We start from the raw sequence: 23,654 nt of genomic DNA, 5'->3' as shown, positions 1-23,654 counted from the left end.
GTCGCACGCGGTGGAGGGGCTGCTATCGGAGTGGATTGACCGGGGCCGTGTTCGGCGGGAGTCCGACTCTCACCTCGGGGTTGTTTTCGACGCGAGGATTGCTTCATATGCGGTCAGCACTTCTGCAATGCGCTTACGCTCTGCTGGTGAGATAATCCTGTCCTTGTAATACTGCTTTCCTTCGTGTCGAAGTGTGACTTTCTTCGCGTGCGCGAGGGTGTTGAGAATCTCGCGCTCAGAGTCACGAACCGGCACGTCGTACCACTCCCAAATAGTGCCGCTGCCGTGGTCGCGCTCAATGGCTCCGAAATTTGGATCAATCCGGAACGTTCGGTCATCAGCCTTGATGATGTATCTCTCAATGAAGAGCCAATCGTCTGATTTGTATTGGATGCGCATGCGAAGGGAGGGGGCCGAGTCCTTCGCGACGGCGAAGTATGCGTGAATCTCGCTTCTGGAGAAAAGATGACGAGCTGAGTCTTTGTGTTCAAAGAACGTGATGCCTCTTACGTCGTCGTCGCTTTTGCGAAGTGCCCGCACGGCATCCGCAATCTGCTTTTCCTCACGCCTACGGGCTGCGTTGGCCTCGCGCTGTTGCTTTTCTGCTGCATCGCGAGCATCGCGGGCGCGTTGGTCTTCTGCTTCCTGTGCGTCGCGTTGCTTCTTCTCCTCGGCCTCGGCGTACTTCTGATCGGCCACAGCTAGCAACGCCTTGGCTTCGGCCGCCTGCGCTGAAGCCGCATGCCGGTCCACGAGATTTCGAGCAGCATCGCGAGCCTCCGCGTATTTCCCGTCAATGAGAAAGCTATTCGCCTGCCTGAGGAGCCGGTCGGGGCCGTTCTTGAGTTCGTCCAGTTCCCGCTCGACCCTCTGCAACTTCGCTTTGAGCGCTTCGTGCTCCGCCCGTGGTACCGACTCCGAGCAGCCGCCTGTATATGCGGCCATGATGAGTGCTAAATAGACGTTCCAAATCCGCTTCATGTCCCCTCATGGTCGGTTGCTCTGTGATTCTCCGAAACCCGAGAGTAGCCGCCAAGCGTGGTCCTGTCTGCCGAGAGAGGGGCGGAGGCGCACTCGCTGAGCCAATTGGTGGAGCATTCAGCTCGAATCCGAATGTGGTATGTGAGCGCACTTGCAATCGATTCTATGCAGCTGCATTTGCGAGTGCTGGGAAGCACAACGTCTTGGTGCTGGAGGAGAATCCTTGAAGGCGGTGGCCGAGCGGTCCTTGGTCTCGTTGGTGAAGTTGTCGGCGTCTGCCTGGGGAACGTCGTTGGCGAGGTAAATGTTAATGCCGTTGCAGTCGATCTTGCGGCGCGTCACGACCAGGGCTGAGAGGAGGCGGCGCAGGTGGGCCTATTGCTCCGCCAAGGGCGCGCCCTTCAAGCTGCGCAACATGCGACAGGTGAGAAGTGAGTACATCGCTTTGTCAACGAGGGACTCAGGGTAAAATGGTCAGAATGGTGGAGGAGGTGTCGTTGCTGCTATCGGCATCGCGGTCCAGGGCTTCGGTCTGGGCGAATCCCCTGATGGTCAGCTTTCCCGACTGGCGTGGGACGCACTTGACGGTCACTGTGATGCTCTGTTCCGGAGAGAGCGTGCCGAGCTTGCAGAGGATGCTGCTCTGCTTGCTGTGAGTGCAAGAGCCCTGGCTGGCGGCTATCTCGACGAAGTCGAGCGAGCGAGGGAGTGCAATCGCTGCCGCAATGAAGAGGGCGTCCTCCGAGCCCGAATTGCTGACGACCATTGTCAGGGTGAGCGGTTGATTCAGTCGAGCGGGTGAGGGGGCGACACTCAGGACTGTGGCGGTATCCACGCGGAGCGGTTGGGGCTCACAGTCGTCGCCAAAGCCATCTCCGTCCTCATCGCCTTGGGTGCTGTTGGGAACGTTAGGACAATTATCCTCTCCATCGGGAACGCCATCACCGTCCGTGTCGAGTCGATTCAGCTTTTCGATGTCGATGGGGGCTTCGTCCTCTGGCACGAAGCGAACTGGGGGGCGGGCGAGCGGTGGGGGGCGTGATTGGGCGGTCGAACCGCTGTCCGGATGGGCCACCGCGTCACCGCTTCCGATACACGCGGCGCCACTGATGAGTATTGGTGTCAGTGCGCTGAGCAAGGCATGGCGTGCGAACCCACGCTGCCAGGATTGGAGGAAGTGACGCGATTGGGGGTGGGCGACGAACGGGCGATTCGAGTGTCGCGTGCCCCTCGGGCTGTCTCGATGCACCATGAGTGCTATCCTCGGGCTCGCTGCGACATGCCATTGGCACTGCATCAGCTGGTTGAATGGGGCCGCTGCGAAGGCTCGAGCTGGCCTGTCCGGCTGGCCCCCCCTGCCTTGGATGTACTGCGATGGGGCGAGCGGCGGCACCTACTCCCATAGCAGTTCGAATGATGCCTGTTTACCTGCCTACCTCAGTACGAGCGCCGAGTTGCGTAGATTCTCGGCTCCGCAAGCTTATGGCATGGCGCGCGTATAGACGTGGCACCCTCCTCACTAAGATTCGACTAGAATCCCACCCCTTATGGAGCGGACCGGCGCAGCGGCAGTCATCATCGGCAACGAGGTCTTGACGGCGAAGGTCCATGACCTGAACGGGCCGCACCTCATCAAGCGCCTGCGTGAGGTGGGCATCCCGCTGCACTCGGTGGAGACGGTCCTCGACGACGTGGACGCCATCGTGGACGCAGTGGCCCGGGCCCGGCGCAAGGCGCGGTACGTCTTCACCAGCGGCGGCATCGGCCCCACCCATGACGACGTCACCGTGCGCGCGGTGGCCCTGGCCATGGGACGGAACGTGGTTCGGCTACCGGAGATGCTGGACCTCATCATGTCCCGTGCCACCGAGGAGCGGCCGGTGACGGCGGAAGGACTGCGGCTCGCCGATGCCCCGGAGGGCGCCGTGCTGCTTCCCCAGGCAGACATGTGGTTCCCCGTGCTCACGGTGGATGACATCTTCCTGCTGCCCGGTGTGCCGCAGTTGTTCCGGATGCAGTTGGAGACGGTGCTCGCGCGGCTGAGCGGGTCGCCCGTGGCCGTGAGCTGCCTCTACCTTCGGCTGGGTGAAAGCGACATCGCCGCCGTGCTGGACCGGGTGGCGCTCGACATGCCGCACGTGGCCATCGGCTCCTACCCGGAGTTCGACACGGACAAGGACTACCGCGTGAAGGTGACGGTGGAGTCCGCCCAGCGCGGGCCCGTGGATGACGCCCTGACGCGCATCCTCACGGGCCTGCCGGAAGGCGCGGTGGTGCGGCGGGAGTAGGGCTCCCGCCGCCTTCCGAAAGCGCCTACAGCCCCAGTCCCAGCCGCTGGCGCAGCCGGAAGAAGTCGTCCGTGAAGGTCCAGGCCAGAATCGTGCGCAGGCGCTCACCCTCGCGCACGGCCTGGATCATGGGCTCGGGCGTATCCAGCCGGGCACCCGCGAAGTTCGGGTCCTCGCGCAGCACCATGCCCAGGCCCACCGCCACATCGCCGCACATCAGCAGGCCCGCGCGGTCCGCCGAGTAGTCGAGGGCCTCCAGCCAGGGCGCCAGGTCCACCTTCTGTGCGTCGCCCAGCGACATCGCCGGCAGCTCCAGCGCCTTGAGCGCCTTGCGCGGGAAGGCCCGCTTGAGCTGCTTCACCGACTCGTCGTTGCGCCGGCCCAGCGCGCTGAACTGCGGCGCGTGCAGGCGGACAGCGCTGCCGAAGAGGTCCGCCGTCTCGCCCTGGGACAGCTTCTCCAGCACCGCGGTCTTGTTGAGCAGCCCCAGCGCCGCGCGGCCCAGGAGGAACTTCTGCTCGCGCGCGTTGAAGCGCCGCACCACGTCCTGGCCAATGCACACCGACATGGGCTCCGTGGTCTCCAGCACCGTCAGCCCGCGCCGCGCCTGGTAGGCCTCGAAGGTCTCCACGCCGAACACCTGCGCCACGGCGCGGATGGCCTTGTACACGGCCGAGTCCGGCTTGAGCCGGTCCGCCTTCGGATTGACGCCCACGATTTCGAAGTTGGGCGGGTACACCTTCTCCAGGTGCTCGCCCATCGCGCGCAGCACCTCGAGCAGCGGGCCCCGGGCCCCCGGGTGCATCAGCACCGAGTCCACATCCGTCTGCGTCAGCGCCTCGCGCGCCTCCTGCGCCAGCCGCGTGCGGGCCTCCATGTAGAAGGCCAGCTCCACCTCATTGGCGGAGCGCAGGAAGTGCAGCGCCGCCGCCGCGCAGAACGCCTTGTCGAGCTGCTTCAGGCCCTCCCAGAGCTTGAACAGCGCGTGCAGGCTGTCCACCCGCGTCGGGTCCTGCCGGAGAATCTGCCGGTGCTCCTCGATGGCCATCGGCACCGATGACGAGTCCCTCGCGTACAGCTCCGCGAGCACCGCGCGGGCCTGGAGGTTCGTGCCATCTCCGTCCACCACCTGCCGGTACAGCGCGGTGGCGCGAGCAGGCTCGGACAGCGGGCCTGCGTACAGGTCCGCGGCCCGCATCCGCAGCGTCGCGGCGCGCTTGGGCTCCACGGCCAACTGGCCCGCGGCCTGGGCCTCCAGCAACTGCGCCAGCTCCGGCAGGTTCCGAGCGCGCTCGTAGAGGACCACCAACCGGTCCACCAGGGCGGGGTTGCCCGGGGACAGCTCCAGCGCGCGGCGGTAGAGCGGGGTGGCCGCGCCCGCGTCGCCCAGCCCTTCGTCATACGTGCGCGCCAGCTCCAGCGTGAAGCGGGCCCGCGGCTCCGGCGGCAGCTCCTGCTGGAGCAGCTTGTGCAGGCAGTCCACCGCGCCCGCCCAGTTGCGCGCCTGCGTGTGGAGTCCGGCCAGGCGCTCCAGCGCCTCCAGGTGACGGGGCAGGGTGGCCAGCACCGTCTGGTAGTGCGCCGCGGCCCGGCTCGGGTCATTGAGGTGCGACGCGTACAGGTTCCCCAGCGTCATGTGGAACTGCGCCAGGACGCGCGGGTCGCCGCCGAGCTGCACGCGCTGGCTCAGCATGGCCGCGGCCTCGGGGTACTGCTGCGCCTCCAGCAGCAGCGCGCCACGCAGCTCCAGCGCCTCCGGGTGCCCCGGCTGCGCGGACAGGGCCTTCTCCAGCAGGGCCAGCGCCCGCGCGCGGTCATTCAGCGCGGTGTGGTGCAGCCGCGCCGCGCTGACGAACGCCGTGGCCGCCGCCAGTCCGTCCCGTTGCGCAAGCTTCGCTTCGGCGCGCCGCTCCTGCAGGGCCGCCAGGTCCGCGGAGCCACCGCGCTGCGCCAGCAGTTCCTCCAAGCCCGCCTGAGCGCCCGCGTGCAGCGGATCCATCTCTAGCGCCTGCCGGTACAGCGCCGTGGCGCCGTCCGCGTCATTCAGCCGGCCCACGGCCAGCTTCGCCGCGCCGATGAGCGCCTCGATGGCGCCACGCGGATCGCGCGACACCCGGGCCTCGGCCTCCAGGGCGGCGCGGGCTCCCGCGAAGTCGCCCCGCTTCAAGGCCACGCGGCGAGCTCCCTGCATCGCGGGCAGGCACTGCGGCTGGAGCTCCAGGGCCTGCCGGTACAGCGCCGCCGCCCGCTCCAAGTCGTTGAAGCGCGTGTCCGCCAGCTCTGCGGTGCGCAGCAGCATCTCCAGGGCCTCGTCGGCGTCCTGCGCGGATGCCAGCCGCATGGTGTACAGGCGCGCCAGCCCCGCGGCGTCACCCGCCTGCCGCAGGCCGCGCTCCAGCACGAAGGCCAGCCGCGCATCGCCCGGGTCGGCCTCGAACGCGCGCTTGTAGGCCTCCAGCGTGCCCTCGGCGGGGCTCTTGTCCAGGTCCACCGCGGCGGACAGCCGCAGGGCCATGGCCAGCCGCGGGTCATTCACCCGGTCGGCGATGCGCTGGCGCAGCTCGGCGCGGCGTGGCCGGTCCGAGGCGCGGATGCGCTCCAGCAGCGTGAGGGCGGTGAGGTTGCCGGCGTCCAACGCCAGCACGGCCTCGCAGCACTGGGCCGCGCGGGAGGGCTCCTGGAAGCGGTCCAGGTACAGCCGCGCCAGCTTCAGGTACGCCGTCACCTTCGCCGCGGGCGTGCTGCCCACCTGCGTCTCGCGGTCCAGGATGCCGACCAGCTCCTTCACGTTGTCCTGCGCCAGGTACAGCCGCTCCAGCGCGCGAAGCGTGGCGGCATGGGCCGGCGTCAGGCGCAGCACCTCTTGATACGTGTCGATGGCCAGCTCGGGCCGAAGCAGCTGCTCCTCCCAGATGGCCGCCGCCTGGTAGAGGGCGTTGGCGCGCTCCAGCGGGTCGGTGCGGTTGGCGGCTTCGGCGCGCAGCACCTCCACCAGGCTCTCCCACGCGGCCTGCGCGCGGTAGATGCGGGCCAGCGCGCGCAGCGCCGGGAAGTAGCTGGGCGCCAGCATCAGCGCCTCGTTGTACGAAGCGATGGCCTCGTTGTCCTGGTTCAGCCGCTGCTCGTACAGCTCGCCAATCTTGTAGATGAGCGCGGCGGCCTGCTCGGTGGAGGCGGAGCTCTCCGACTCCGCCCGGTACATGTCCACCAGCTTCTCCCATCGGCCATCCTGCGCGTACAGCCGGCCCAGCGCCTTGAGCGCGGGGAGGTAGGACGGGGACAGCGCCAGCACGCGCTCATACGCGGAGATGGCGCCCGCGCGGTCCTTGAGGTTCTCGTCGAGAATCTCCGCGTTGCGGTGCAGCAGCGACAGCACCTGCTTGGTGTCACCCGCGAGCGACGCCTCCAGGTCGTGCGTCTCCAGCAGCTCGCGGAAGCGGCTGGCCCGCTCGTAGAGCCGCGCGAGGTTGCGGATGGTGGGCAGGTGGTCCGACGCAAGGTCGAGGATGCGCTTCATGCACTCGATGGCGTGGTCCAGGTCACCCAGGCGGTCCTCGTACACCACCGCCATCTTGTTCAACGTGGTGATGAGCTGATCCCGGTCGCTCGTCTGGAGCAGGTCCTGCTCGTACATCGCCACCAGCTCCGCGAAGCGGCCCTGGCGCTCGTAGAGGCGCGTGAGGGCCTTCTGCGCGGGGAGGTAGCCCGGCTGCAACTGGAGGCAGGCGTTGTAGCGGGAGATGGCGTCCTCCTGCCGTCCCAGCCGCTCCTCCAGGATTTCGGCCGCCTTGTACATGCGCGCGGCCTTCTGCTTCGCATCCTCGGCGGCGGCGACCTCCGCGTCGAAGACGGCGACCAGCCGCTCCCAGTCCTGCATGCGGTAGTACAGCTTGCCCAGGCCCGCCAGCGCGGCCGCGTGGCCGGGAATGCGGGCGACAATGGCCTGATACCGCGCCGCCGCGTCCGACTCGCGCTTGAGGACCTCCTCGTACAGCGCCGCCAGCCGGAGGTTGGTGGCCACCAGCTCGCTCTCGTCGTTGAGCGAGCCCACGCGCGCCAGCAGCACGTCCGACAGCTCCTCGAAGCGGCCTTGCGTCTCGTAGATGCCGGCCAGCTCGCTCAGCACCAGCGGCTCGTTGGGGGACACCTGCCGCGCGGCGAGCAGCGCGGCCAGCGCGTCGTCCTTGCGGTCGTTGCGCTCGTAGACCTTGGCAATCTGCAGGTACGCGGGCGCCGCCTGCGCGCCCAGCGCGGCCGCCTCCGCACCCAGCGCGGCGAGCAGCTCATCCACGCGGCCTTCGCGCTCGGCCAGCCGCTTCATGGCCGCCAGGAGCTGGAGGTCCGACCGGTCCAGCGCGAAGGCCTCGCGGAACAGGGCCGCGGCGCCTTCCTTCTGCTTCAGCCGCTCTTCCAGCAGCAGGCCCGCGGCGGTGAGGTAGTGCGCGCGCAGCGAAGGCTGCTGCACGGTGGCGGCGATCAGCCGGTACACCTCCACCAGCGCAAGTGCGTCGTTGCGCGCGGCGTAGACGGACTCGAGCTGGGTGAGGACGACGACATCTGTGGGCCGGCGCTCCAGGCACTGCTTCAGGCACGCGGCGGACTCCTCGTCCCGCGACAGGCGCTCCTGGAGGATGATGCCCTTCTCGAAGAGCAGCGCGGCCTGATGGCGCGCGTCGTCGGTGGCCGCCAGCTCCGCGTCCATCAACTGGAGCACCATCTGCCAGTTGCCCACGTCCGCGAAGAGCCGGCGGGCGGCGCGGATGTTGACGAGGTAGCGCGGCGCCAGCTTGTACGCGTTCTGGAACGCCACCGCGGCGTTGCGCGGATTCTTGAGCGGCTCCTCCCAGAGCAGCCCCACCTCGTGGAAGAGCAGCGCCGCCGTGTGGGGCTCCGCGGTGCTGAGGGCCTTGGCCTCGCGCTCCAGGGATGCGATGCGCTCGCGCGCTTCATCTTCGGCGCGGGTGTTGGCGGCAGTCGAGGGAGCGGTGGTCGCGGCCTGGGCCTGCGTCTCCGTGACCGGAGCATTCGGGCTCGCGGGCGCGCCAGACACAGGCAGGGGGGCCACAGGAACAGTGGTCCTCGGGACGTCGTTGCGCTCGCTCATGGAAAGCCGGCTCCGAATGGCCAATACGGGGGAGGAGAGACTGGCCATCGCCGGTCGTAACATGCGCTTGGGCGGTCCCTCAACTTCCCGTCTTTCCTGACGATTTGGGTGCCAGCCACCCCAGGGGACAGACAGGCAAACCCTGCTTTGGAGCAACGCGGCGCCTACCTCCGCCGAGCGCGCCACTCGTCGCGGCTCTGCCCCCAGCGGTCGACGCGGATCGTGTCGAGCGGCGGTGGCAGGTGTGCCTCTCCCAGCACGCGCGACCCCAGCCTGAGCGCGACCTGCTGGGACGGGGTGTTCTCCGGCGCGATGCAGTGGATGACGTCGGTCCAGCCGAGGTGGTCGAAGGCCCAGTCCATGGTCGCCGCCGTCGCCTCCGTGGCGTAGCCCCGGCCCCAGTACTCGCGGAGCAGGCCCCAGCCAATCTCCGTTCCCGGCCAGCCCTCCGGCTGCCACGGGCCCGCTCGACCCACCCACGCGCCCGTGGACTTCTCCAGCACGGAGAACATCGCGAAGCCCTGGAGCGACCACGAGCCCGCCAGCACACACAGGTTGCGCCACGCCATCGTGCGCGGCTGGACCCCTCCGATGAAACGCGCCGACTCCGGGTCGGCTGACAGCGCCGCGAAGCCATCCAGGTCCTCGGTCCGGGGAGGCCGGAGGATGAGACGCTGTGTTTCGATCACGGGGCCATTGCTTGCCAGGTGAGACATTTCAGACGCCTTTGTGTTTGGCATTGAATTCGAACCGCCAGCCGGCCGCGAATGAATCCGACTGGCGGGAACGACCGCGTCATGCGGCTCTGCTGACGTCTACCAGATGCGGACGCGCTGCTCGGGAGACAGGAACAGCGTCTGCCCGGGCTGGACATCGAACGCGCCATACCAGGCATCGAGGTTGCGCACGGTGGCGGTGCGGTACGGGCCCGGCGCGTGGCCGTCCGTCATGATGATGCGGCGCAGGTACGGCTCGCGGTACTTGGCGCGCCACACCTGACCGAAGCCGAGGAAGAAGCGCTGGTCACCGGTGTAGCCGTCGATGACAGGCGCGGGCTTGCCGCCCAGGGAGAGCTGGTAGGCGTCATAGGACACCGCCACCCCCGCCATGTCCGCGATGTTCTCACCCAGCGTCAGCTCGCCATTCACAGACAGGTCCGGCAGCGGGCGGTATTCGTTGTACTGGGCCGCCAGGGCCTTCCCCGCAGCCTGGAACTTCGCTTCGTCCTCCTTCGTCCACCAGTTCTCCAGCTTGCCGCGCGCGTCGAACTTGGCGCCCACGTCGTCGAAGCTGTGGACGATCTCGTGACCGATGACCGCGCCGATGCCGCCGTAGTTGACGGCCGGGTCCGCGTTCGCGTCGAAGAAGGGCGGCTGCAGGATGGCGGCCGGGAAGATGATGGAGTTCTGCTGCGGTGAGTTCAGCGCGTTCACCAGCTGCGGGACCATGTACCACTCCTTCCGGTCCACGGGCTGGCCCAGCTTGGCGACGTTGCGCTGGTACTCGAAGCGGACGGCGCGCTCGGCGTTGCCGTAGGCGTCACCGGCCACGATGTCGAGCCCCGAGTAGTCACGCCACTTCTCCGGGTGACCGATGCTTGCCTGGAGCGTGCCCACCTTCTCCTTGGCGCGGGTCCGCGTCTCGGGCGACATCCACGTCAGCGCGTCGATGCGTTTCTCGAACGCGGTGAGGATGTTGCGGACCATGGCCTCCGCTTCCGCCTTCACCTCCGGCGGGAAGTACTTCTCGACGTAGAGCTTGCCCACCGCCTCGCCCATGGAGAGGTTGGTGGCGTCCACGCCACGCTTCCAGCGCTCCTTCTGGGCGGGCGTTCCGCTCAGCGTCTTGCCGTTGAAAGCGAAGCTCTCGTCAACGAAGGCCTTGGGCAGGTACGGGGCCGCGCGGGCCACCGCGTGGAAGGCCAGGTAGTCCTTCCACGCCTGCAGGGGCTCGCTCTGGGCGAGCTTCGACAGGGCCGTCAGCGCGCTCGGCTGCCAGACGATGACCTGCTCCTGCGTGCCCAGGCCCGCGGCGTCGAAGAACTCCTTCCAGGCGAGGCCGGGCGCGCGCTTCCCGAACTCCGCGCGCGGCCAGGGGTTGTTCGCCTTGGAGATGTCCCGCGTGTCGACCTGCGACACGTGCGCCTGGGCCATCTTCCGCTCCAGGGCGAAGACGCGGCCCGCGCGGGTCTCCACGTCATCGAAGCCAGCCAGCTTCAGCATGGCCGCGATGTGCGCCTGGTAGCTCTTGCGCAGCTCCGTGAAGCGCGGGTTGTCGACCAGGTAGTAGTCCCGGTCGGGCAGCCACAGGCCGCCTTGCAGCAGGTAGGGGGCGTAACGCGACGGCTCGTTCAGGTCCTCGGCCACCCAGAGGCCGAAGAGCCGGTCCGTGGTGACGTCGCCCATGTTGAGCGCGTCCACGTCCGCGCGGAGGGTGGCGCCCAGCACCGTGGCCAGTTGCTTGCGCTGCCCGATGGCGGCGATGCGCTCCAGCTCCGGCTTGAGCGGCGCCACGCCCTTGGCCTCGATGGCCGCCTCATCCATGAAGCTGGCGAAGATGTCGCCCACCTTCCGGGCTTCGCTGCCCTCGGGGGCCTGGCGCTGCGCCTCGATGAGCTCGCGGTTGCGCTGGTCCGCCTGCTCCGCCAGCGTGGTGAACATGTTGTAGCTGGAGCGGTCCGGCGGAATCTCTGTCCGCTTCACCCAGGTGCCGTTGGCGAAGCCGTAGAAGTCGTTGCCCGGCACGATGTCGCGGTCCATGCCCGGGGTGTCGAAGCCGAAGGTCCCATACGTGGGCTTCGGCTTGGACGCAGGCGCCTCGGCGGGCGCCGTGGCGACAGGCGCGGGCGGTTCTGCTTTCTCCGCGGAGGTGGAAGACGCGCAGGAGGTGAGCAGCGCAGTGGTGCACGCGGAGACCAGCACATGCCTGGCGCCGGGGAAACGTCGATGGGGATGTGTCAAGGATTGCTCCTGAAACAGAGGGCTGCGAGCCGAAAACCGGGGATATAGACGGTCTGGCGTGCGAAGGCGCGGACCGAACAACGGATTCGGCGGTTTCATCCCGAGCGGGCGGACCTTTCGCCCGGACCGGCTCCGCCACAGCCGCCGAACGGCCGGGCCGTACCCGAGGGGCGTGTGACGGACGCCTAGGTTTGCAGGGAGCCGGGGCCGCGATGTGTCCGCGCCCCGACATCCAGGAGGCTCCCATGCGGCTGTTGTTCCGAATCACCCCCGTGCTGTTGGGGCTGGCGCTGGCGGCCTGCTCGGGCATCCGCGTCAACACCAACTATGACCCCACGGCCGTCGAGCGCATCGAAGACTTCCGCCGGTACGCCTGGCTGCCGCAGCCCCAGGGCAAGGACGCCCGCGTCTACAACGACATCATCGACGTGCGCGTGCGCATGGCGGTGGACCAGGAGCTGAAGGCTCGTGGCTACCAGAGGGTGGACATGAGCGAGGACCCGGACTTTCTCGTGGGGTGGCAGGGCGCCATCGACACCAAGGTGTCTGTCGACACGGTGGACTCCTTCTATGGCTACCCCTGGGGTCCATACTGGAGCCCTTGGAGTTCCTTCTACGGGCCCTACGGCTATCCGTACGGCATGGGGGGCCCGCGCACCTATGTCCGCGAATACGACGTGGGCACGCTCATCCTCGATGGCGTGGATGCCCGGGAGCAGCGGCTGGTCTGGCGCGGCACGGCCCAGGCGGAGCTCCACCGCAACCTGTCGCCCGATGCACTCCAGAAGAAGATCAACGACGCCGTGCACAAGCTGCTGTCGCGCTTCCCGCCCCGCCCGGAAGCGTCCTGAGCCGGCCGGGTAGCCACGCCCACGCGTTTTCGGTTGCGAGCCCCCATGTCGGTCGCCAGTATTAGACCAGTGGTCCAACCATCGGTCTAGGCGGGGTGTTCGATGAACGAGGCGACAGGCTCGAAGCTCGCCGAGCAGTGGGCGGCGCATTGGTACGCGGTGGCGCGGTCACCGGCGCTCGGGACGGGACGGCCCTTGGGAATCCAGCGCCTGGGGCGGCGGCTCGTGCTCTGGCGGGACGCCGCGGGCGAGGCCCACTGCGCGGATGCGGCCTGTCCCCACCGGGGCGCGGACCTCGGGCTCGGACGCGTGCGGCAGGGGGCGCTCGAATGCCCCTACCACGGCTTCCGTTACGGCGGTGGCGGCGCCTGTCTGGCCATGCCCTGTGAAGGGCATGACGCGAAGCCCGCGCGAGGCCTCGCGCTGCGCATGCATCCGGTGCGCGAGGCGCATGGGTTCATCTGGGCATGGCTGGGGGGCAGGGCGCCCGCGTCCCTTCCCGCGCTGCCCTGGCTCGCGGACGCGCCGGAGCCTGATTCGAGCAGCGCCGCGGTGGAGGAGGTCTGGAACGCACGCTTCACCCGGGTCATGGAGGGGATGATGGACCTCCATCACTTTCCCTTCGCGCACCGGCGCTATGTCCCGCCGGGCTACACGCGGTTGGACCCCTATGAGGTTCACGTGGACGCGGGGGCCATTCGCACCATCGGCTGGCTGCGCAAGGAGACACGTCCGCCTGGGACGGGGTTTCGTTTCGCCGTCGACGTGGGCTACCCGGGCGTCCTCCACCTGCGCTTCACGCCCCGGCTGGTCGCCGCCGTCGTCTGCACGCCCGTGGATACCGAGCACACGTGGATCGCGGCGCGCTTCCACCAGCAATACGTCCGGCTGCCAGGGCTCCGGTGGCTCGCTGCCCGGCTGGCGATTGCGTTCGAGTTCCGCTTCATCCAGCCGGACGACTACCGGATGGTCCGCTCCAGCCTGCCTCGCTCCGGTGCGCTGACCCACGGCACGCTCATCCGGGCGGACCGCGCCATCGTCGCGTGGCATCAGCTGCATCGCGCGGCGCTCGGCGACACTCCTGGCGCGTCCTGATAGAAGCGCTTCGTCCAATGCCCCGTCCCCGCGCCAGCAGGCTCGACCCCGAGCGCAGACAGACACTCCTCGCCGTGGCCGCGGAGGAGTTCGCGGAGCACGGCTTCGATGGGGCCTCCTACAACCGCATCCTGGAGCGCGCGGGCTTCTCGAAGGGGGTCGCGTACTACTACTTCGAGGGCAAGGACGACCTTTATGCCGCCGTGCTGGCCCTCACGTTGGACACGCTGGCGCAGCGATTCGGTGCCTGGCAGCGGCCCGCGGACGCGGACGGCTTCTGGCGCACCCTGCGTGAGCGGTACTTCGCGCTGACGACGCACATCGTGAACGACGAGCGCTCGGCCCGGCTTCTCCGGAGCATGTCGCAGGCGCGCACCCATCCGAAGCTCCAGGAGGCGTGGCAGCGCTTCGAAGGGCCGCTGGTGTCGTGGTTCCAGCGCGTCCTGGCGGACGGGCGCGCGCTGGGCGCGGTGCGCGGCGATGTGCCGGAGTCCCTGCTGCTGACGTCCCTCATGGGCATCGGACAGGCCACGGATGGGTGGCTGCTCGAACAGTGGGCGCACAGCGGAGTACCGGCGCTCCAACGCGGGGCGGAGCAGGTGTTCTCCCTCTTCGAGGACCTGCTGGTCCCCAGGCCCGTGGGCCCACCTCCCGCGAAGCGGCGCTGAGCTGGAAGCAGGCGCAGGCCCGGTTCGCGCAGGACCCCCGGCGTACAGAGGGGGGGCCTGGGATGTAGGGGCTGCAACGGCTGAGTCTGGCCATTCGCCGGATGCGAAACCTGTTCCCCTGGCGGGCGGGGCCGTCAATCATCTGGCGCATGCCCCCGCCATCATGGACTTCTGCCGTGCCCCGGAACGTGCAGCGACGGGTACGGGCGCTCGTCTTCGTCACGGTGTTCCTGGACCTGGTGGGCTTCGGCCTCATCATCCCGTTGCTGCCGTTCTACGTGGAGTCCATGGGCGGGACGGCCACGACGGCGGGTGTGCTGCTGGCGTTGTTCTCCTTCGCGCAGCTCGTCGCCTCGCCGGTGCTGGGGCGGCTGTCGGACCGGGTGGGGCGCCGCCCCGTCATCCTGCTGAGCCTGCTGGGCAACGCGATCTCCATGGCCCTGTTCGCGTACTCCACCCACGTCCAATGGCTGCCGTGGTTGTTCGCGTCGCGGCTGCTCGCGGGAGCCACCGCGGGCAACCTGGCGGCGTGTCAGGCGGCGGTGGCGGACGTCACGGACGAGAGTGGGCGGGCCGCGGGCATGGGGCTCGTCGGCGCGGGCATTGGCCTGGGCATGGTGCTGGGGCCCGTCATTGGCAGCCTCCTCCATGTGCATGGCGCCTGGGCGCCACCGCTGGCGGGCGCGGTGATGGCGGCGGCGGCGATGCTCGGCGTGCTCTTCTTCTTTCCGGAGACACACCGCCCGCAGGCGGAGCGGCACGAAGCGCCAGACCGTCCCCGGGTGCGGCTGTCCGACGTCCTGGCCCGGCCCGGGCTGGGCGCGGTGCTGGCGTTGACGTTCCTGGTGTTCATCGGGATGACGAACCTCCAGGTGTCACTGGGGCTGCTGGCCCAGGCGCGCTTCGGCTGGGGCGAACAGGAGATCGGGCGGCTCTTCGCGTTGATGGGCCTGGTTACCTTCGTGCTTCAGGCCTTCGTCATCGGCTGGCTGACGCGCCGGGTCCGGGACACGACATTGGTGCTGGTGGGCGCCGCGTGCATGGGGGCCGGGCTCACGTGCATCGCCGCCGCGGGCCACGGTGCCATGCTGGTGCTGGCCATGGTGCTGGTGGGCTCGGGGACGGGCCTGTTGCAGCCGCTGATGGCCAGCCTGGCCTCCGGGTTCGCGGGGCGCGAGCTGCGCGGCGGGGTGCTGGGCGTGGTGCAGTCGGCGGGTGGGCTCGCGCGCGTGGTGGGGCCGGTGTGGAGCGGCTTCCTCTACTCACGGCTGGGGCCTGGTGCGCCCTTCACCAGTGGGGCGGTGGCGGCGGGCGTCGCGCTGTTGGTGGGGGCTTCGCTCCTGCGGCGGCGCGTACCGGACGCGCCGCCGCAGTCGGGCTTGAAGGTCTGAGCGCGCGGCCGCTTACAGGCAGTACTGCGCGAACGTCGGGCTGCTGCACAGGCTCTGGAAGGCCGCCAGGTTGCAGGTGTCGGCGCCGGGACCGACGTTGCACGGATTGCCGTGCGGGCTGCCGTAGTCGCTGCAGGTGAACTCGACGCGTTCGCCGAACAGGTAGGTGACGGCCACGGTGTTGTTCGCGTATTGGCCGTTGACGACGCAGCGGTCCAGGTCGCCCGAGTGGTCCACGGTGTAGACGCCGTGGGACAGGAAGCCGGGGCACTCCACCGTGCAGCTCGTCGGCGACTCCGGCGGGCGGAAGCCATACATGAAGGTGTTCGGCTGGCCGGTGGTCGCGCCGAACGTCCCCGCAGGTGCGCCGGTGGGGCTCAGCGGATCTCCGGTGCCGTTCCAGTTTCCCTTGGCCAGCGAGTACGTGCTCGCGCCCACGGCCGACAGGGCATTGAGCGCGTCAGCCTGGTTGCCCGCGGCGCCGTAGAACGTCCGGAAGGAGCGGACCTGTCCGACGGCGAGCGAGCCCAGCCGGAAGTCGAGCTGCGCGCCCAGGTCACCAGGGCCCACGTTGGTGAAGTCACCCGTGCCGCCCATGAGCGAGTAGTTGATGGCCAGCGGGTCCAGTGACACGAAGTTGTTGTCAACCGCGCTCACCACCCAGGGGTTGCCCGCGGTGCCCGCGACGGTGACGTATTCGGAGAAGGTGTTGGGCAGGATGTCGTAGTCGATGCCGCGCGTGTAGCGCAGGTCGGAGATGAAGGCCGTGCCGATGTTCTCGATGAGGACATCCACCTGGTACAGATGGTTCGTCACCGGCGACGGCGTGTAGATGTGCGTCACCCGGAACGTGTTCCCCACGCGCACCACCGACATGGTGGAGATGGGCGATGGCGCGTTGATCTCCACCGTGAGGTTGGAGGACGCGCCGCAGTCCGCGGAGCTGTAGCCGGAGATGCCCAGGTCGGCGCTCGCGACGCCCCAGCCCTCACACGCGCTCCCGGGCGCGGCGGCCTCGCCGTTGGTGGGCAGGTAGCGCAAGCCAATCGTGCGGGTGCCGAAGGTGCCGCTGGAGACCGTGTTGGTGGGGCAGGGGAGGTTCAGGTGCCCCGCGGGCGCGACACCGAGCCGGACGACGCCGTGGTCGATCATCCCGGGACAGTCAGGCAGGGGCGGAGGGAGGAAGTGGGGCTCGGACGCGAGGAGGCGCTCCGCGCGCAACAGGGCCTTCGCGTTCTGGGGATGGATCCGCGCCTTCGCGTCGGTGGGGGCACGCTCCTCCGCGCCGGAGGCCATCGCCTGGCCGCTCCAGGACAGGGCGCAGAGGAGTGCCGCGTGCAGAAAGCGCTGGGGATTCTTCGATGTGAGCATCCAGGTTCTCCTGTACCCGGCGAGACCGGGCAGTGAGAGGGCCATGACCGGCCCGCAGTGCAGCCGCGGGGCCTGATCTGGATGCGCTGCCACTGGCGGCGCATCCAGGTGGGCCCGAGGCGCTCGCAGCCTAGTCAGTTACGGAGCGTGTGTGTGCGCTGTGCTCGCTGTGACACAGACTGGGTGTGTGGTGACGTCGATGGGGCCGTGGAGATTCCTGGGAGGGTGGAACCCTACGTGTGGGCGATGGGACCGATCTGTCGGAATGGGTTATGGACAGTGTGGAATCCTCCATTGAGGGCATCCTCAACGGCCCACCTGACCCGAGAACCCTTCAAGCCGACCTTCGTCCACATGAATCGCAGACCCGAGCTCGACAGCCTGCGCGGAATCCTGCTCGTGTTGATGACGCTGACGCACCTGCCGACGCGCCTGAACACGATCAGCAACCAGCCATTCGGATTCGTCTCCGCGGCCGAGGGCTTCGTCTTCCTGTCCGCGTTTCTCGTGGGCGTGGTGTACGCCAACAAGATTGAAGCGGCGGATCCGAACGTGCTGTGGCGCAGCCTCTGGCAGCGGGCGCTCAAGGTCTACGGCTACCACGTGGCGTTGCTGGCCTTCGCGTTCGCGGTCATCGGGACGTTGGGCATGGCGACGCACCGTCCCGCCATCCACAACCTGCTGGGCTTCTTCCACGAGGACCCCATCACCGCGCTGTGGAGCAGCTTGTTCCTGCTCTACTGTCCACCGCTGCTCGACATCCTCCCGCTCTACGTCGTGCTGCTGTTGCTGACGCCCTTCATCCTGCTGGGTGCGCGCAAGGGGGGGTGGACGCGCATCCTGTGTCTGAGCGGGTTGGTGTGGTTGTCGGCGCAGTTGGGCTTGAAGCGCGCCCTTTACGATGTGCTGGTGTTCATCCCGGTGCTGCCGTGGCCACCGCTGCGCATCGAGCTGTCGGGGGCCTTCGACGTATTCGCCTGGCAGTTCCTGTGGGTGCTGGGCGTGTGGCTGGGTGTGGGCCGTGCCACGGCGCCGGAGAAGCGCGAGGTCGTTTCGCCCGTGCTGCTCAGCGGGGCGCTGGTGGTGAGCGTGGCGTTGCTGCTGATGCGCTACCAGGTGGGCATCTTCAGCATCGACCTGGACCTGTATGGCGCCCTCATCGACAAGTGGACCCTGGCGCCCGTGCGGCTGGTGAACTTCCTGGCCGTGGCGCTGCTGGCGAGCTGGCTGAGTCCCAAGGTGTTCCGCTGGCTGCGCCCCCGCGTGCTGGAGGCGCTGGGCCGTGCGTCCCTGCCCGTGTTCTCCGTGCACCTGGTGCTGTGCCTGCTCAGCCTGGCGCTGCTCAATGAGAACGAGGACCCGCTGGCCGACTGGGAAGAGGTCGTCGTGCTGGTGGCCACGTTCACCGTGATGCTGCTGGTGGCGTGCAGACAGGCGGCCGCGCTGCGCAGCAGTCGGACCCCATAGGGCTTCTCTGAGAATTCTCTCAGGATGCCCTCAAACGGCATGAGCGCGCCCTCCCTAGGGTGCGCGGCATGTGGGTCCTTCTCGTCACACTCCTCGCCGCGGCTCCGGCGCGAGAGTCCCCTCCACTCACCTTCGCCGAGTCCCAGTCGCTGGCCGCGAAAGCCGCGCTGCCCGCGAGCCTGGCGCGCGCCGTGGAAACGCGGCGTGTGTGGGACGCGCGGCTGCCGTGGCTCGCCGCCAACCCCACGCTCAGCGTGGTGCCGGGGCGGCGCGCCCAGCCCGAGGGTCCAGGCTTCGAGCTGACGGTGTCGGTGGAGCAACCGCTCTTCCTGTCGAATCTGGCGGGGGCTCAGCGCGACGCGGCGAGCGCGGAGACCCGGGCGCTGGAGCGGGAGGCCGTGGCCGCGCTGCTGAACCGCCGGCTGGAGGTGGCGCGGGCCTGGCTGACGCTCTGGTCGGCCCAGCAGGCCGCTGCGTCGGCCGAGCAGGAAGCGACGTTGGCGGGTGCGCTGCGCACCTCCGTCGCGGACGCGCTGGCGCTGGGCGGCGCCACCCGGTTGGAGCTGGCCGAAGCGGAAGGGTTCGAGGCCGAGGCCCAGTTGGCGCTCCTGGCGCGCGAGGCGGAGGTGACCCACGCGCGGCTGTCGTTGGCGGCACTGGTGGGCCGTCAGCCCGATGCGCACCTGGTGGTCGCGGAGGCACTGCCGGAAGTGGCATTGCCGCCGCCTTCCGAAGAAGCGCGGTGGCTGGCGCGCGCCTCCGAGCTTCCAGAGGCGGAGGCCCGGCGCCTGCTGGGTGTGGCGGAGCGGGCCCGCGCGGCGGAGGTCCGGGCCGCGCGGGGCTGGCAGGTGACGGTGGGCGCGCAGGGCGTGCGTGAGTACTACGGCGGGCTCAGTGGCCTGCTGATGGTGGGCGTGACGCCGCCGATGTTCGACACGGGTCAGCGCGAGCGTGGCGCGCTCCTCGCCGCCGCTGAACGTCTGGAGGGCGAGGCCCAGGAAGCCGCGCTGCGCGCCGCCGCGGAGCTGGCCCTGGCGTTCCGTGAGCGCGAGCAGACCGCGGCGCAGCTTTCCGTCGTCGAGAAGTCCCTGGCGCCCAAGGCCGAAGAGGCCGCGCGGCTGGCCGACGTGTTGCTGCGCGCGGGCCAGAGCACGCTGCCTGACGTCCTTCGCGCCCGCCGCGCCCGGGCCGCCGCCAACATCCGGCTCGCGCTCGCCCGTGGCGAAGCCTCGCTCGCCGCCGCGCGGCTCCACCTCCTGCTCTCCGCTCTGCCATGACGCCCTTCGTCCGTCGTTTCGTCGCTGTGCCGATGCTCGTCCTGTCCGGGGCGTGCACGTCCGGTTCCTCCACCGCGGAGGTTCCTCCCGCGCCGCCCCCCGCGCGCGCCTCCGCGGCTTCGGCGTGGGTGCCCGTGCGCGCGGCGTCTCGCGTGGCCCTGGCGGAGGCCCCCGCGCTGGTGCTGTCCAGCCCGGACGCCGTCGCCGCGCTCTCCGCGCCGTTCCGCGCCCGAGTGCAGCAGGTGCGCGCGCGGCCGGGTCAGCAGGTCAAGGTGGGAGACCCGCTGGTGGAGGTGCTGATGCCGGAGGTGGTGGAGGCGGCAGGGGCCGCCAGCGCCGCCTCGCTGCGGCTGGAGGCCTATTCGCGGCAGGTGGAGCGCCTGGAGGCGCTTCATGCCCAGGGGCTGGCGAAGTTGCCCGACCTGGCCGACGCCCAGACGCAACAGGCCGAGGCCCGCGCCGCCCTGGTCGCGGCGCACGCGGTGTTGCGCGTGGCGGGCATCGCTCCCGGGGAAGCCCGGGGCGTGGCGGAGCGCGGCACCGTCTGGCTCAAGAGCCCCATTGGAGGAATCGTCACCGAGGTGCGCGCGGTGCTGGGGGAGATGCAGCCCGAGGCCAGTGCCGCCTTGGTGCGGGTGGCCGCCGACGGTCCCGCGCGCCTGGAGGCCCGGCTGTCCATGCGTCCTCCCGAGGACGCCAGCTTCGCCTTCGTGTCGTCCCAGGGCATCGCTGTTCCGGTGCGGTGGGTGGGCCAGTCCCCGGTCGTGGACGCCGCGGATGGAACGTGGCGCGCGTGGTTCGAGCCGGAGGACACCGCCGCCGTGCTGCGCGCGGGGCAGGGGGGCCGGTTGCGCATCCAGGCCGCGGCGGGCGAGGACACGGTGCTGGTCCCCGCGCGCGCCCTGGCCTTCGACAGTGCGCGCACGGTCGTCTTCACGCGCGGCGGCGAGGGGCAGCCCGTGCGCCGGGAAGTGGAGGTGCTGGCCACCTCCGGCGCGGAGGCCTTGGTGAAAGGGCCGCTGTCTGCCCGGGACGCGGTCGCCGCTGACGGCGCGGCGCTGCTGTTGGAGTCTCAGGCCGGTGACGGCGATGAGGTGGCGCCGTGATTGAAGCCCTCGTGCGCTGGTCGGTGCGTCACCGGGTCTGGGTCCTGGTCCTCACGGGCGTGCTCGCGCTGGCGGGCGTCGCGGTGTCGCTCCGCCTGGAGCTGGACGCGATGCCGGACATCACCACCAACCAGGTGCTCGTTCTCACGCGTGCGCCCGGCCTGACGCCCGAGGAGGTGGAGCGGCTGGTGACGCGGCCGGTGGAGGTGGCCCTGGGCGGCATGCCCGGACTCGAGGAGCAGCGCAGCCTGTCCCGCTATGGCCTTTCCTCCGTCACCGCCGTGTTCGAGGACGGCGTGGACCCGTACCGGGCCCGGCAGCAGGTGCAGGAGCGCCTCAACGTGCTCGGCTCCACGCTGCCCCCGGGCGTGGACCCACCGGAGCTGGGGCCGCTCACCGGTGGGTTGGGCGAAGTCTTCCACTTCACGCTGTCCTCGCCGGAGCGCACGGGCGCGCAGTTGCTCGAGCTGACGCAGTTTCGCGTGGCGCCCCGCCTGCGTACGGTGCCGGGCGTGGTGGAGGTCAACAGTTGGGGAGGCCACCAGCGCACGCTGGAGGTGCGCGCGGACGCGGTGCGGCTGGCCCAGCGGGGCGTGACGCTCGCGCAGTTGCGTGACGCGCTGGAGCGAGCCACCGGCAGCGCTCCGGGCGCGAGCCTTCCGGTGGGAGAGCGCCACGTCCTGATTCGCGCCGTGGCGCGGCCTCGGGCGCCGGCCGACCTGGCAGAGGCGTTGATTCCCCGGCCTGGGGCCATGGCCGTGCGCCTGGGCGATGTGGCCGAGGTCACCGAAGGCGCGCTGCCTCGCATTGGCAGCGCCACCGCCAATGGGCGCGGCGAGACGGTCTACGTCATGGTGCAGATGCTCCGGGATGCCAATGCGCTCGCCGTGACGGGCGCCATCTCCGACGCGCTCCCCGATGTGCGGGCGCTGCTGCCCGAGGACGTGCGGTTGGACGTCGTCTATGACCGCGCCACGTTGGTGCGCGGCACGGTGCGCACCGTGGGCAAGAACCTGCTGGAAGGAGGGCTGCTCGTCGTGGGCGTCCTCTTCCTGTTGCTCGGCAGCGTGCGCGCGGGCCTGCTGGTCGCTTCGGCCATTCCGTTGTCCATGCTGGGCGCGACCACCGCCATGGTGGCGCTGGACATCCCCGGCAACCTGATGAGCCTGGGAGCCATCGACTTCGGCCTGCTGGTGGATGGCGCGGTGGTGATGGTGGAGGGCCTGTTCCACCGGCTGGCGCATCTGTCGCCGGAGGAGAAAAAACGACCGCCCCGTGAGCACGTCGAGGAGACGGCCGTGTCCCTGGCCCGCCCCGTCTTCTTCTCCGTGCTCATCATCCTGCTCGTGTACCTGCCCATCCTGTCCCTGCGAGGCGTGGACGGGAAGATGTTCCGGCCCATGGCGATGACCGTCGTCTTCGCGCTGGCCACCGCGCTGCTGCTGTCGCTGACCTTCATCCCCGCCGCCGCGAGTTGGCTCATCCGCCCCGAGCACGTCCCCGCGCGTGAGCCACTGCTGGTCCGCTGGTTCGAGCGTCTCTACGCTCCGGCGTTGCGTCAGAGCGTGCGCCGGCGCGTGCCCGTGGCCGCCGTGGCCGTGTTCCTGTTGGCCGTGGGTGGGTGGATCTTCGCTCGCGCGGGCACGGAGTTCACGCCGCAGTTGGACGAAGGCGACATGGTGATTCAAACCACGCGTGTCCCCGACATCAGCCTGGACGCGGCGGTGAGAGAAGCGGGCCGGATGGAGCGAGTCCTGCTCGAAGCGATTCCGGAGGTCCGCCAGGTCGTCTCCCGCGTGGGCAGCCCCGCGGTGGCCACGGACATCATGGGCTTGGAGATGGCGGACGTCTTCGTGTCGTTGGCGCCGAGGGACGCGTGGCGGCCCGGGCTCACCCGTGAGTCGCTCATCGAGGAGATGGGGCAGGTGCTGGAGGCCCGTGTCCCAGGTGGAGACCCGGCCTTCACGCAGCCCATCCAGATGCGCTTCAACGAGCTGCTCGGGGGCGCGGTGACGGACGTGGCGCTCAGCATCTACGGCGAGGACCTGACCGAACTCGGGCTCCTGGCTCGCCGGGCCGCGGCGCTGTTGAGCCAGGAACCAGGCGCGGTGGACGTGCGTGTGCTCGCTCCGCCGGAGGTGCCGCTCCTCGAGGTGACGCCTCGCCCGCTCGATTCGGCCCGCGCGGGCCTGGGCGCGGTCGATGTGCTGGAGGCGGTGAGCGCGGTGCGCAGTGGCGTGGAGGTGGGCGCCACCTGGGATGGGGCGGCGCGCGTGCCCATCGTCCTGCGGTTGACGGGCGCGTCCGATGCCTTCTCCCTGGCCGAGCTGCCCCTCCCCACGGAGACGGGGGGCCTGGTGCCGCTCTCCCGCGTGGCGGACGTGCGGTTGACCTCCTCGCCCGGGCTGGTGAGCCGGGAAGGGGGCCAGCGCCGGCTGGTGGTGGGCTTCAACGTGCGAGGCGCGGACCTGGGGACGGTGGTGGAGCGGGCACGGAGCCGCGTGGAGCAGTCGCTCGCTCCGCCTGATGGCTACCGGCTCGAGTGGGGCGGTCAGTACGAGACCTTGACGGAGGCACGGCAAAGGCTTTCGCTGGTGCTTCCCGCCGTGGCCCTCCTCATCTTCGCCGTGCTGCTGTTCGCCTTCCGCCGCATGCGTCCCGCTTTGGCCATCTTCGCCAACGTCCCCTTCGCGTGCGTGGGCGGGATGATGGCGCTGGCGGCCCGGGACCTGCCCGTGTCCATCTCCGCGGCAGTGGGTTTCATCGCGCTGTCCGGCATCGCGGTGCTCAACGGCGTCGTGCTGATGTCGCGCGAACAGCGGCTCGAAGCGGACGGCCATGCTCCCGGTGAGGCGGTGGTGATGGCGGCCCGCGAGCGGGCCCGGCCCGTGCTGATGACGGCGCTGGTGGCGGCGCTGGGCTTCATCCCGATGATGCTCGCTCGAGGGGTAGGCGCCGAGGTGCAGCGGCCCCTGGCCACGGTGGTGGTCGGTGGGCTCGTCACCTCCACGCTGCTGACCCTGGTCATCCTTCCCACGCTCTACCCATGGTTCGCAGGTAGGACGCGCACGCAGGCGCGTGCATGATGGGGTGAA

General features: G+C 69.6%; 15 protein-coding genes. 9 read left to right on the top strand and 6 right to left on the bottom strand.

The window, feature by feature from the left end; genetic code table 11:
• Nucleotides 1–69: 69 nt before the first annotated feature.
• Complete coding sequence (locus FMP39_RS08685; RefSeq protein WP_141589489.1) at nucleotides 70–981, bottom strand: hypothetical protein; 912 nt, start codon at nucleotides 979–981, stop codon at nucleotides 70–72.
• Nucleotides 982–1,441: 460 nt separating this feature from the next.
• Nucleotides 1,442–1,984, bottom strand: coding sequence for a thrombospondin type 3 repeat-containing protein (locus tag FMP39_RS37850; protein WP_228557809.1), 543 nt, complete (start codon nucleotides 1,982–1,984; stop codon nucleotides 1,442–1,444).
• Between the two features lie 544 nt (nucleotides 1,985–2,528).
• Between FMP39_RS37850 and FMP39_RS08670 the strand changes: the two genes are divergently transcribed.
• On the top strand, nucleotides 2,529–3,269 hold the full coding sequence (locus FMP39_RS08670) for a molybdopterin-binding protein (protein ID WP_141589488.1): 741 nt from the start codon (nucleotides 2,529–2,531) through the stop codon (nucleotides 3,267–3,269).
• A 25-nt stretch (nucleotides 3,270–3,294) separates the two neighbouring features.
• On the opposite strand, the gene FMP39_RS08665 is transcribed toward FMP39_RS08670, so the two are convergent.
• The 3 genes from FMP39_RS08665 to FMP39_RS08655 form a co-directional block, all read right to left on the bottom strand.
• The gene (locus FMP39_RS08665; protein ID WP_141589487.1) at nucleotides 3,295–8,373 is read right to left on the bottom strand and encodes a tetratricopeptide repeat protein; all 5,079 of its coding nucleotides are present in this window, start codon (nucleotides 8,371–8,373) and stop codon (nucleotides 3,295–3,297) included.
• A gap of 164 nt (nucleotides 8,374–8,537) precedes the next feature.
• The gene (locus FMP39_RS08660; RefSeq protein WP_141589486.1) at nucleotides 8,538–9,113 is read right to left on the bottom strand and encodes a GNAT family N-acetyltransferase; all 576 of its coding nucleotides are present in this window, start codon (nucleotides 9,111–9,113) and stop codon (nucleotides 8,538–8,540) included.
• Nucleotides 9,114–9,188: 75 nt separating this feature from the next.
• Complete coding sequence (locus FMP39_RS08655; protein WP_141589485.1) at nucleotides 9,189–11,333, bottom strand: M13 family metallopeptidase; 2,145 nt, start codon at nucleotides 11,331–11,333, stop codon at nucleotides 9,189–9,191.
• 245 nt (nucleotides 11,334–11,578) lie between these two features.
• Between FMP39_RS08655 and FMP39_RS08650 the strand changes: the two genes are divergently transcribed.
• From FMP39_RS08650 to FMP39_RS08635, 4 genes are all read left to right on the top strand, one after another.
• Nucleotides 11,579–12,184, top strand: a complete 606-nt coding sequence (locus tag FMP39_RS08650) for a DUF4136 domain-containing protein (protein ID WP_090491373.1) — start codon at nucleotides 11,579–11,581, stop codon at nucleotides 12,182–12,184.
• A gap of 102 nt (nucleotides 12,185–12,286) precedes the next feature.
• The gene (locus FMP39_RS08645) at nucleotides 12,287–13,279 is read left to right on the top strand and encodes an aromatic ring-hydroxylating dioxygenase subunit alpha (protein WP_141589484.1); all 993 of its coding nucleotides are present in this window, start codon (nucleotides 12,287–12,289) and stop codon (nucleotides 13,277–13,279) included.
• A gap of 17 nt (nucleotides 13,280–13,296) precedes the next feature.
• Nucleotides 13,297–13,947, top strand: coding sequence for a TetR/AcrR family transcriptional regulator (locus tag FMP39_RS08640; RefSeq protein ID WP_141589483.1), 651 nt, complete (start codon nucleotides 13,297–13,299; stop codon nucleotides 13,945–13,947).
• A 176-nt stretch (nucleotides 13,948–14,123) separates the two neighbouring features.
• The gene (locus FMP39_RS08635; RefSeq protein ID WP_141589482.1) at nucleotides 14,124–15,338 is read left to right on the top strand and encodes an MFS transporter; all 1,215 of its coding nucleotides are present in this window, start codon (nucleotides 14,124–14,126) and stop codon (nucleotides 15,336–15,338) included.
• Between the two features lie 12 nt (nucleotides 15,339–15,350).
• Here FMP39_RS08635 and FMP39_RS08630 read toward each other — a convergent pair whose 3' ends face one another.
• A complete protein-coding gene (locus FMP39_RS08630) occupies nucleotides 15,351–16,709 on the bottom strand; it encodes a hypothetical protein (protein ID WP_228557808.1) in 1,359 nt (452 codons plus the stop codon).
• Nucleotides 16,710–17,063: 354 nt separating this feature from the next.
• On the opposite strand from FMP39_RS08630, the gene opgC reads away from it, so the two are divergent.
• The 4 genes from opgC (at nucleotide 17,064) to FMP39_RS08610 (ending at nucleotide 23,645) form a co-directional block, all read left to right on the top strand.
• Nucleotides 17,064–18,176 carry an OpgC domain-containing protein gene (gene opgC, locus FMP39_RS08625; RefSeq protein WP_228557807.1) on the top strand — a complete coding sequence of 371 codons (1,113 nt, stop codon included), beginning with the start codon at nucleotides 17,064–17,066 and terminating at the stop codon, nucleotides 18,174–18,176.
• A 68-nt stretch (nucleotides 18,177–18,244) separates the two neighbouring features.
• Nucleotides 18,245–19,453 carry a TolC family protein gene (locus FMP39_RS08620; protein WP_228557806.1) on the top strand — a complete coding sequence of 403 codons (1,209 nt, stop codon included), beginning with the start codon at nucleotides 18,245–18,247 and terminating at the stop codon, nucleotides 19,451–19,453.
• Nucleotides 19,450–20,559, top strand: coding sequence for an efflux RND transporter periplasmic adaptor subunit (locus FMP39_RS08615; protein ID WP_141589479.1), 1,110 nt, complete (start codon nucleotides 19,450–19,452; stop codon nucleotides 20,557–20,559). The genes FMP39_RS08620 and FMP39_RS08615 overlap by 4 nt, the downstream gene beginning before the upstream one ends.
• Nucleotides 20,556–23,645, top strand: a complete 3,090-nt coding sequence (locus tag FMP39_RS08610; RefSeq protein ID WP_141589478.1) for an efflux RND transporter permease subunit — start codon at nucleotides 20,556–20,558, stop codon at nucleotides 23,643–23,645. Before FMP39_RS08615 ends, FMP39_RS08610 begins: the two co-directional genes overlap by 4 nt.
• The last annotated feature ends 9 nt before the right edge of the window (nucleotides 23,646–23,654 follow it).

Source organism: Myxococcus sp. AB056 (assembly GCF_006547365.1).
In the GTDB taxonomy this organism is placed as follows: Bacteria; Myxococcota; Myxococcia; order Myxococcales; family Myxococcaceae; genus Myxococcus; species Myxococcus virescens.
Note: the sequence above shows the minus strand (reverse complement) of the source record. Positions and strands in the feature narration are given on the sequence as shown.

What these genes read in the sequence shown, in the direction of transcription:
- FMP39_RS08685 (WP_141589489.1), bottom strand. Translation starts at nt 981, where the DNA reads ATGAAGCGGATTTGGAACGTCTATTTAGCACTCATCATGGCCGCATAT.
- FMP39_RS08670 (WP_141589488.1), top strand. Translation starts at nt 2,529, where the DNA reads ATGGAGCGGACCGGCGCAGCGGCAGTCATCATCGGCAACGAGGTCTTG.
- FMP39_RS08665 (WP_141589487.1), bottom strand. Translation starts at nt 8,373, where the DNA reads ATGAGCGAGCGCAACGACGTCCCGAGGACCACTGTTCCTGTGGCCCCC.
- FMP39_RS08660 (WP_141589486.1), bottom strand. Translation starts at nt 9,113, where the DNA reads ATGCCAAACACAAAGGCGTCTGAAATGTCTCACCTGGCAAGCAATGGC.
- FMP39_RS08650 (WP_090491373.1), top strand. Translation starts at nt 11,579, where the DNA reads ATGCGGCTGTTGTTCCGAATCACCCCCGTGCTGTTGGGGCTGGCGCTG.
- FMP39_RS08645 (WP_141589484.1), top strand. Translation starts at nt 12,287, where the DNA reads ATGAACGAGGCGACAGGCTCGAAGCTCGCCGAGCAGTGGGCGGCGCAT.
- FMP39_RS08640 (WP_141589483.1), top strand. Translation starts at nt 13,297, where the DNA reads ATGCCCCGTCCCCGCGCCAGCAGGCTCGACCCCGAGCGCAGACAGACA.
- FMP39_RS08630 (WP_228557808.1), bottom strand. Translation starts at nt 16,709, where the DNA reads ATGCTCACATCGAAGAATCCCCAGCGCTTTCTGCACGCGGCACTCCTC.
- opgC (WP_228557807.1), top strand. Translation starts at nt 17,064, where the DNA reads ATGAATCGCAGACCCGAGCTCGACAGCCTGCGCGGAATCCTGCTCGTG.
- FMP39_RS08620 (WP_228557806.1), top strand. Translation starts at nt 18,245, where the DNA reads ATGTGGGTCCTTCTCGTCACACTCCTCGCCGCGGCTCCGGCGCGAGAG.
- FMP39_RS08615 (WP_141589479.1), top strand. Translation starts at nt 19,450, where the DNA reads ATGACGCCCTTCGTCCGTCGTTTCGTCGCTGTGCCGATGCTCGTCCTG.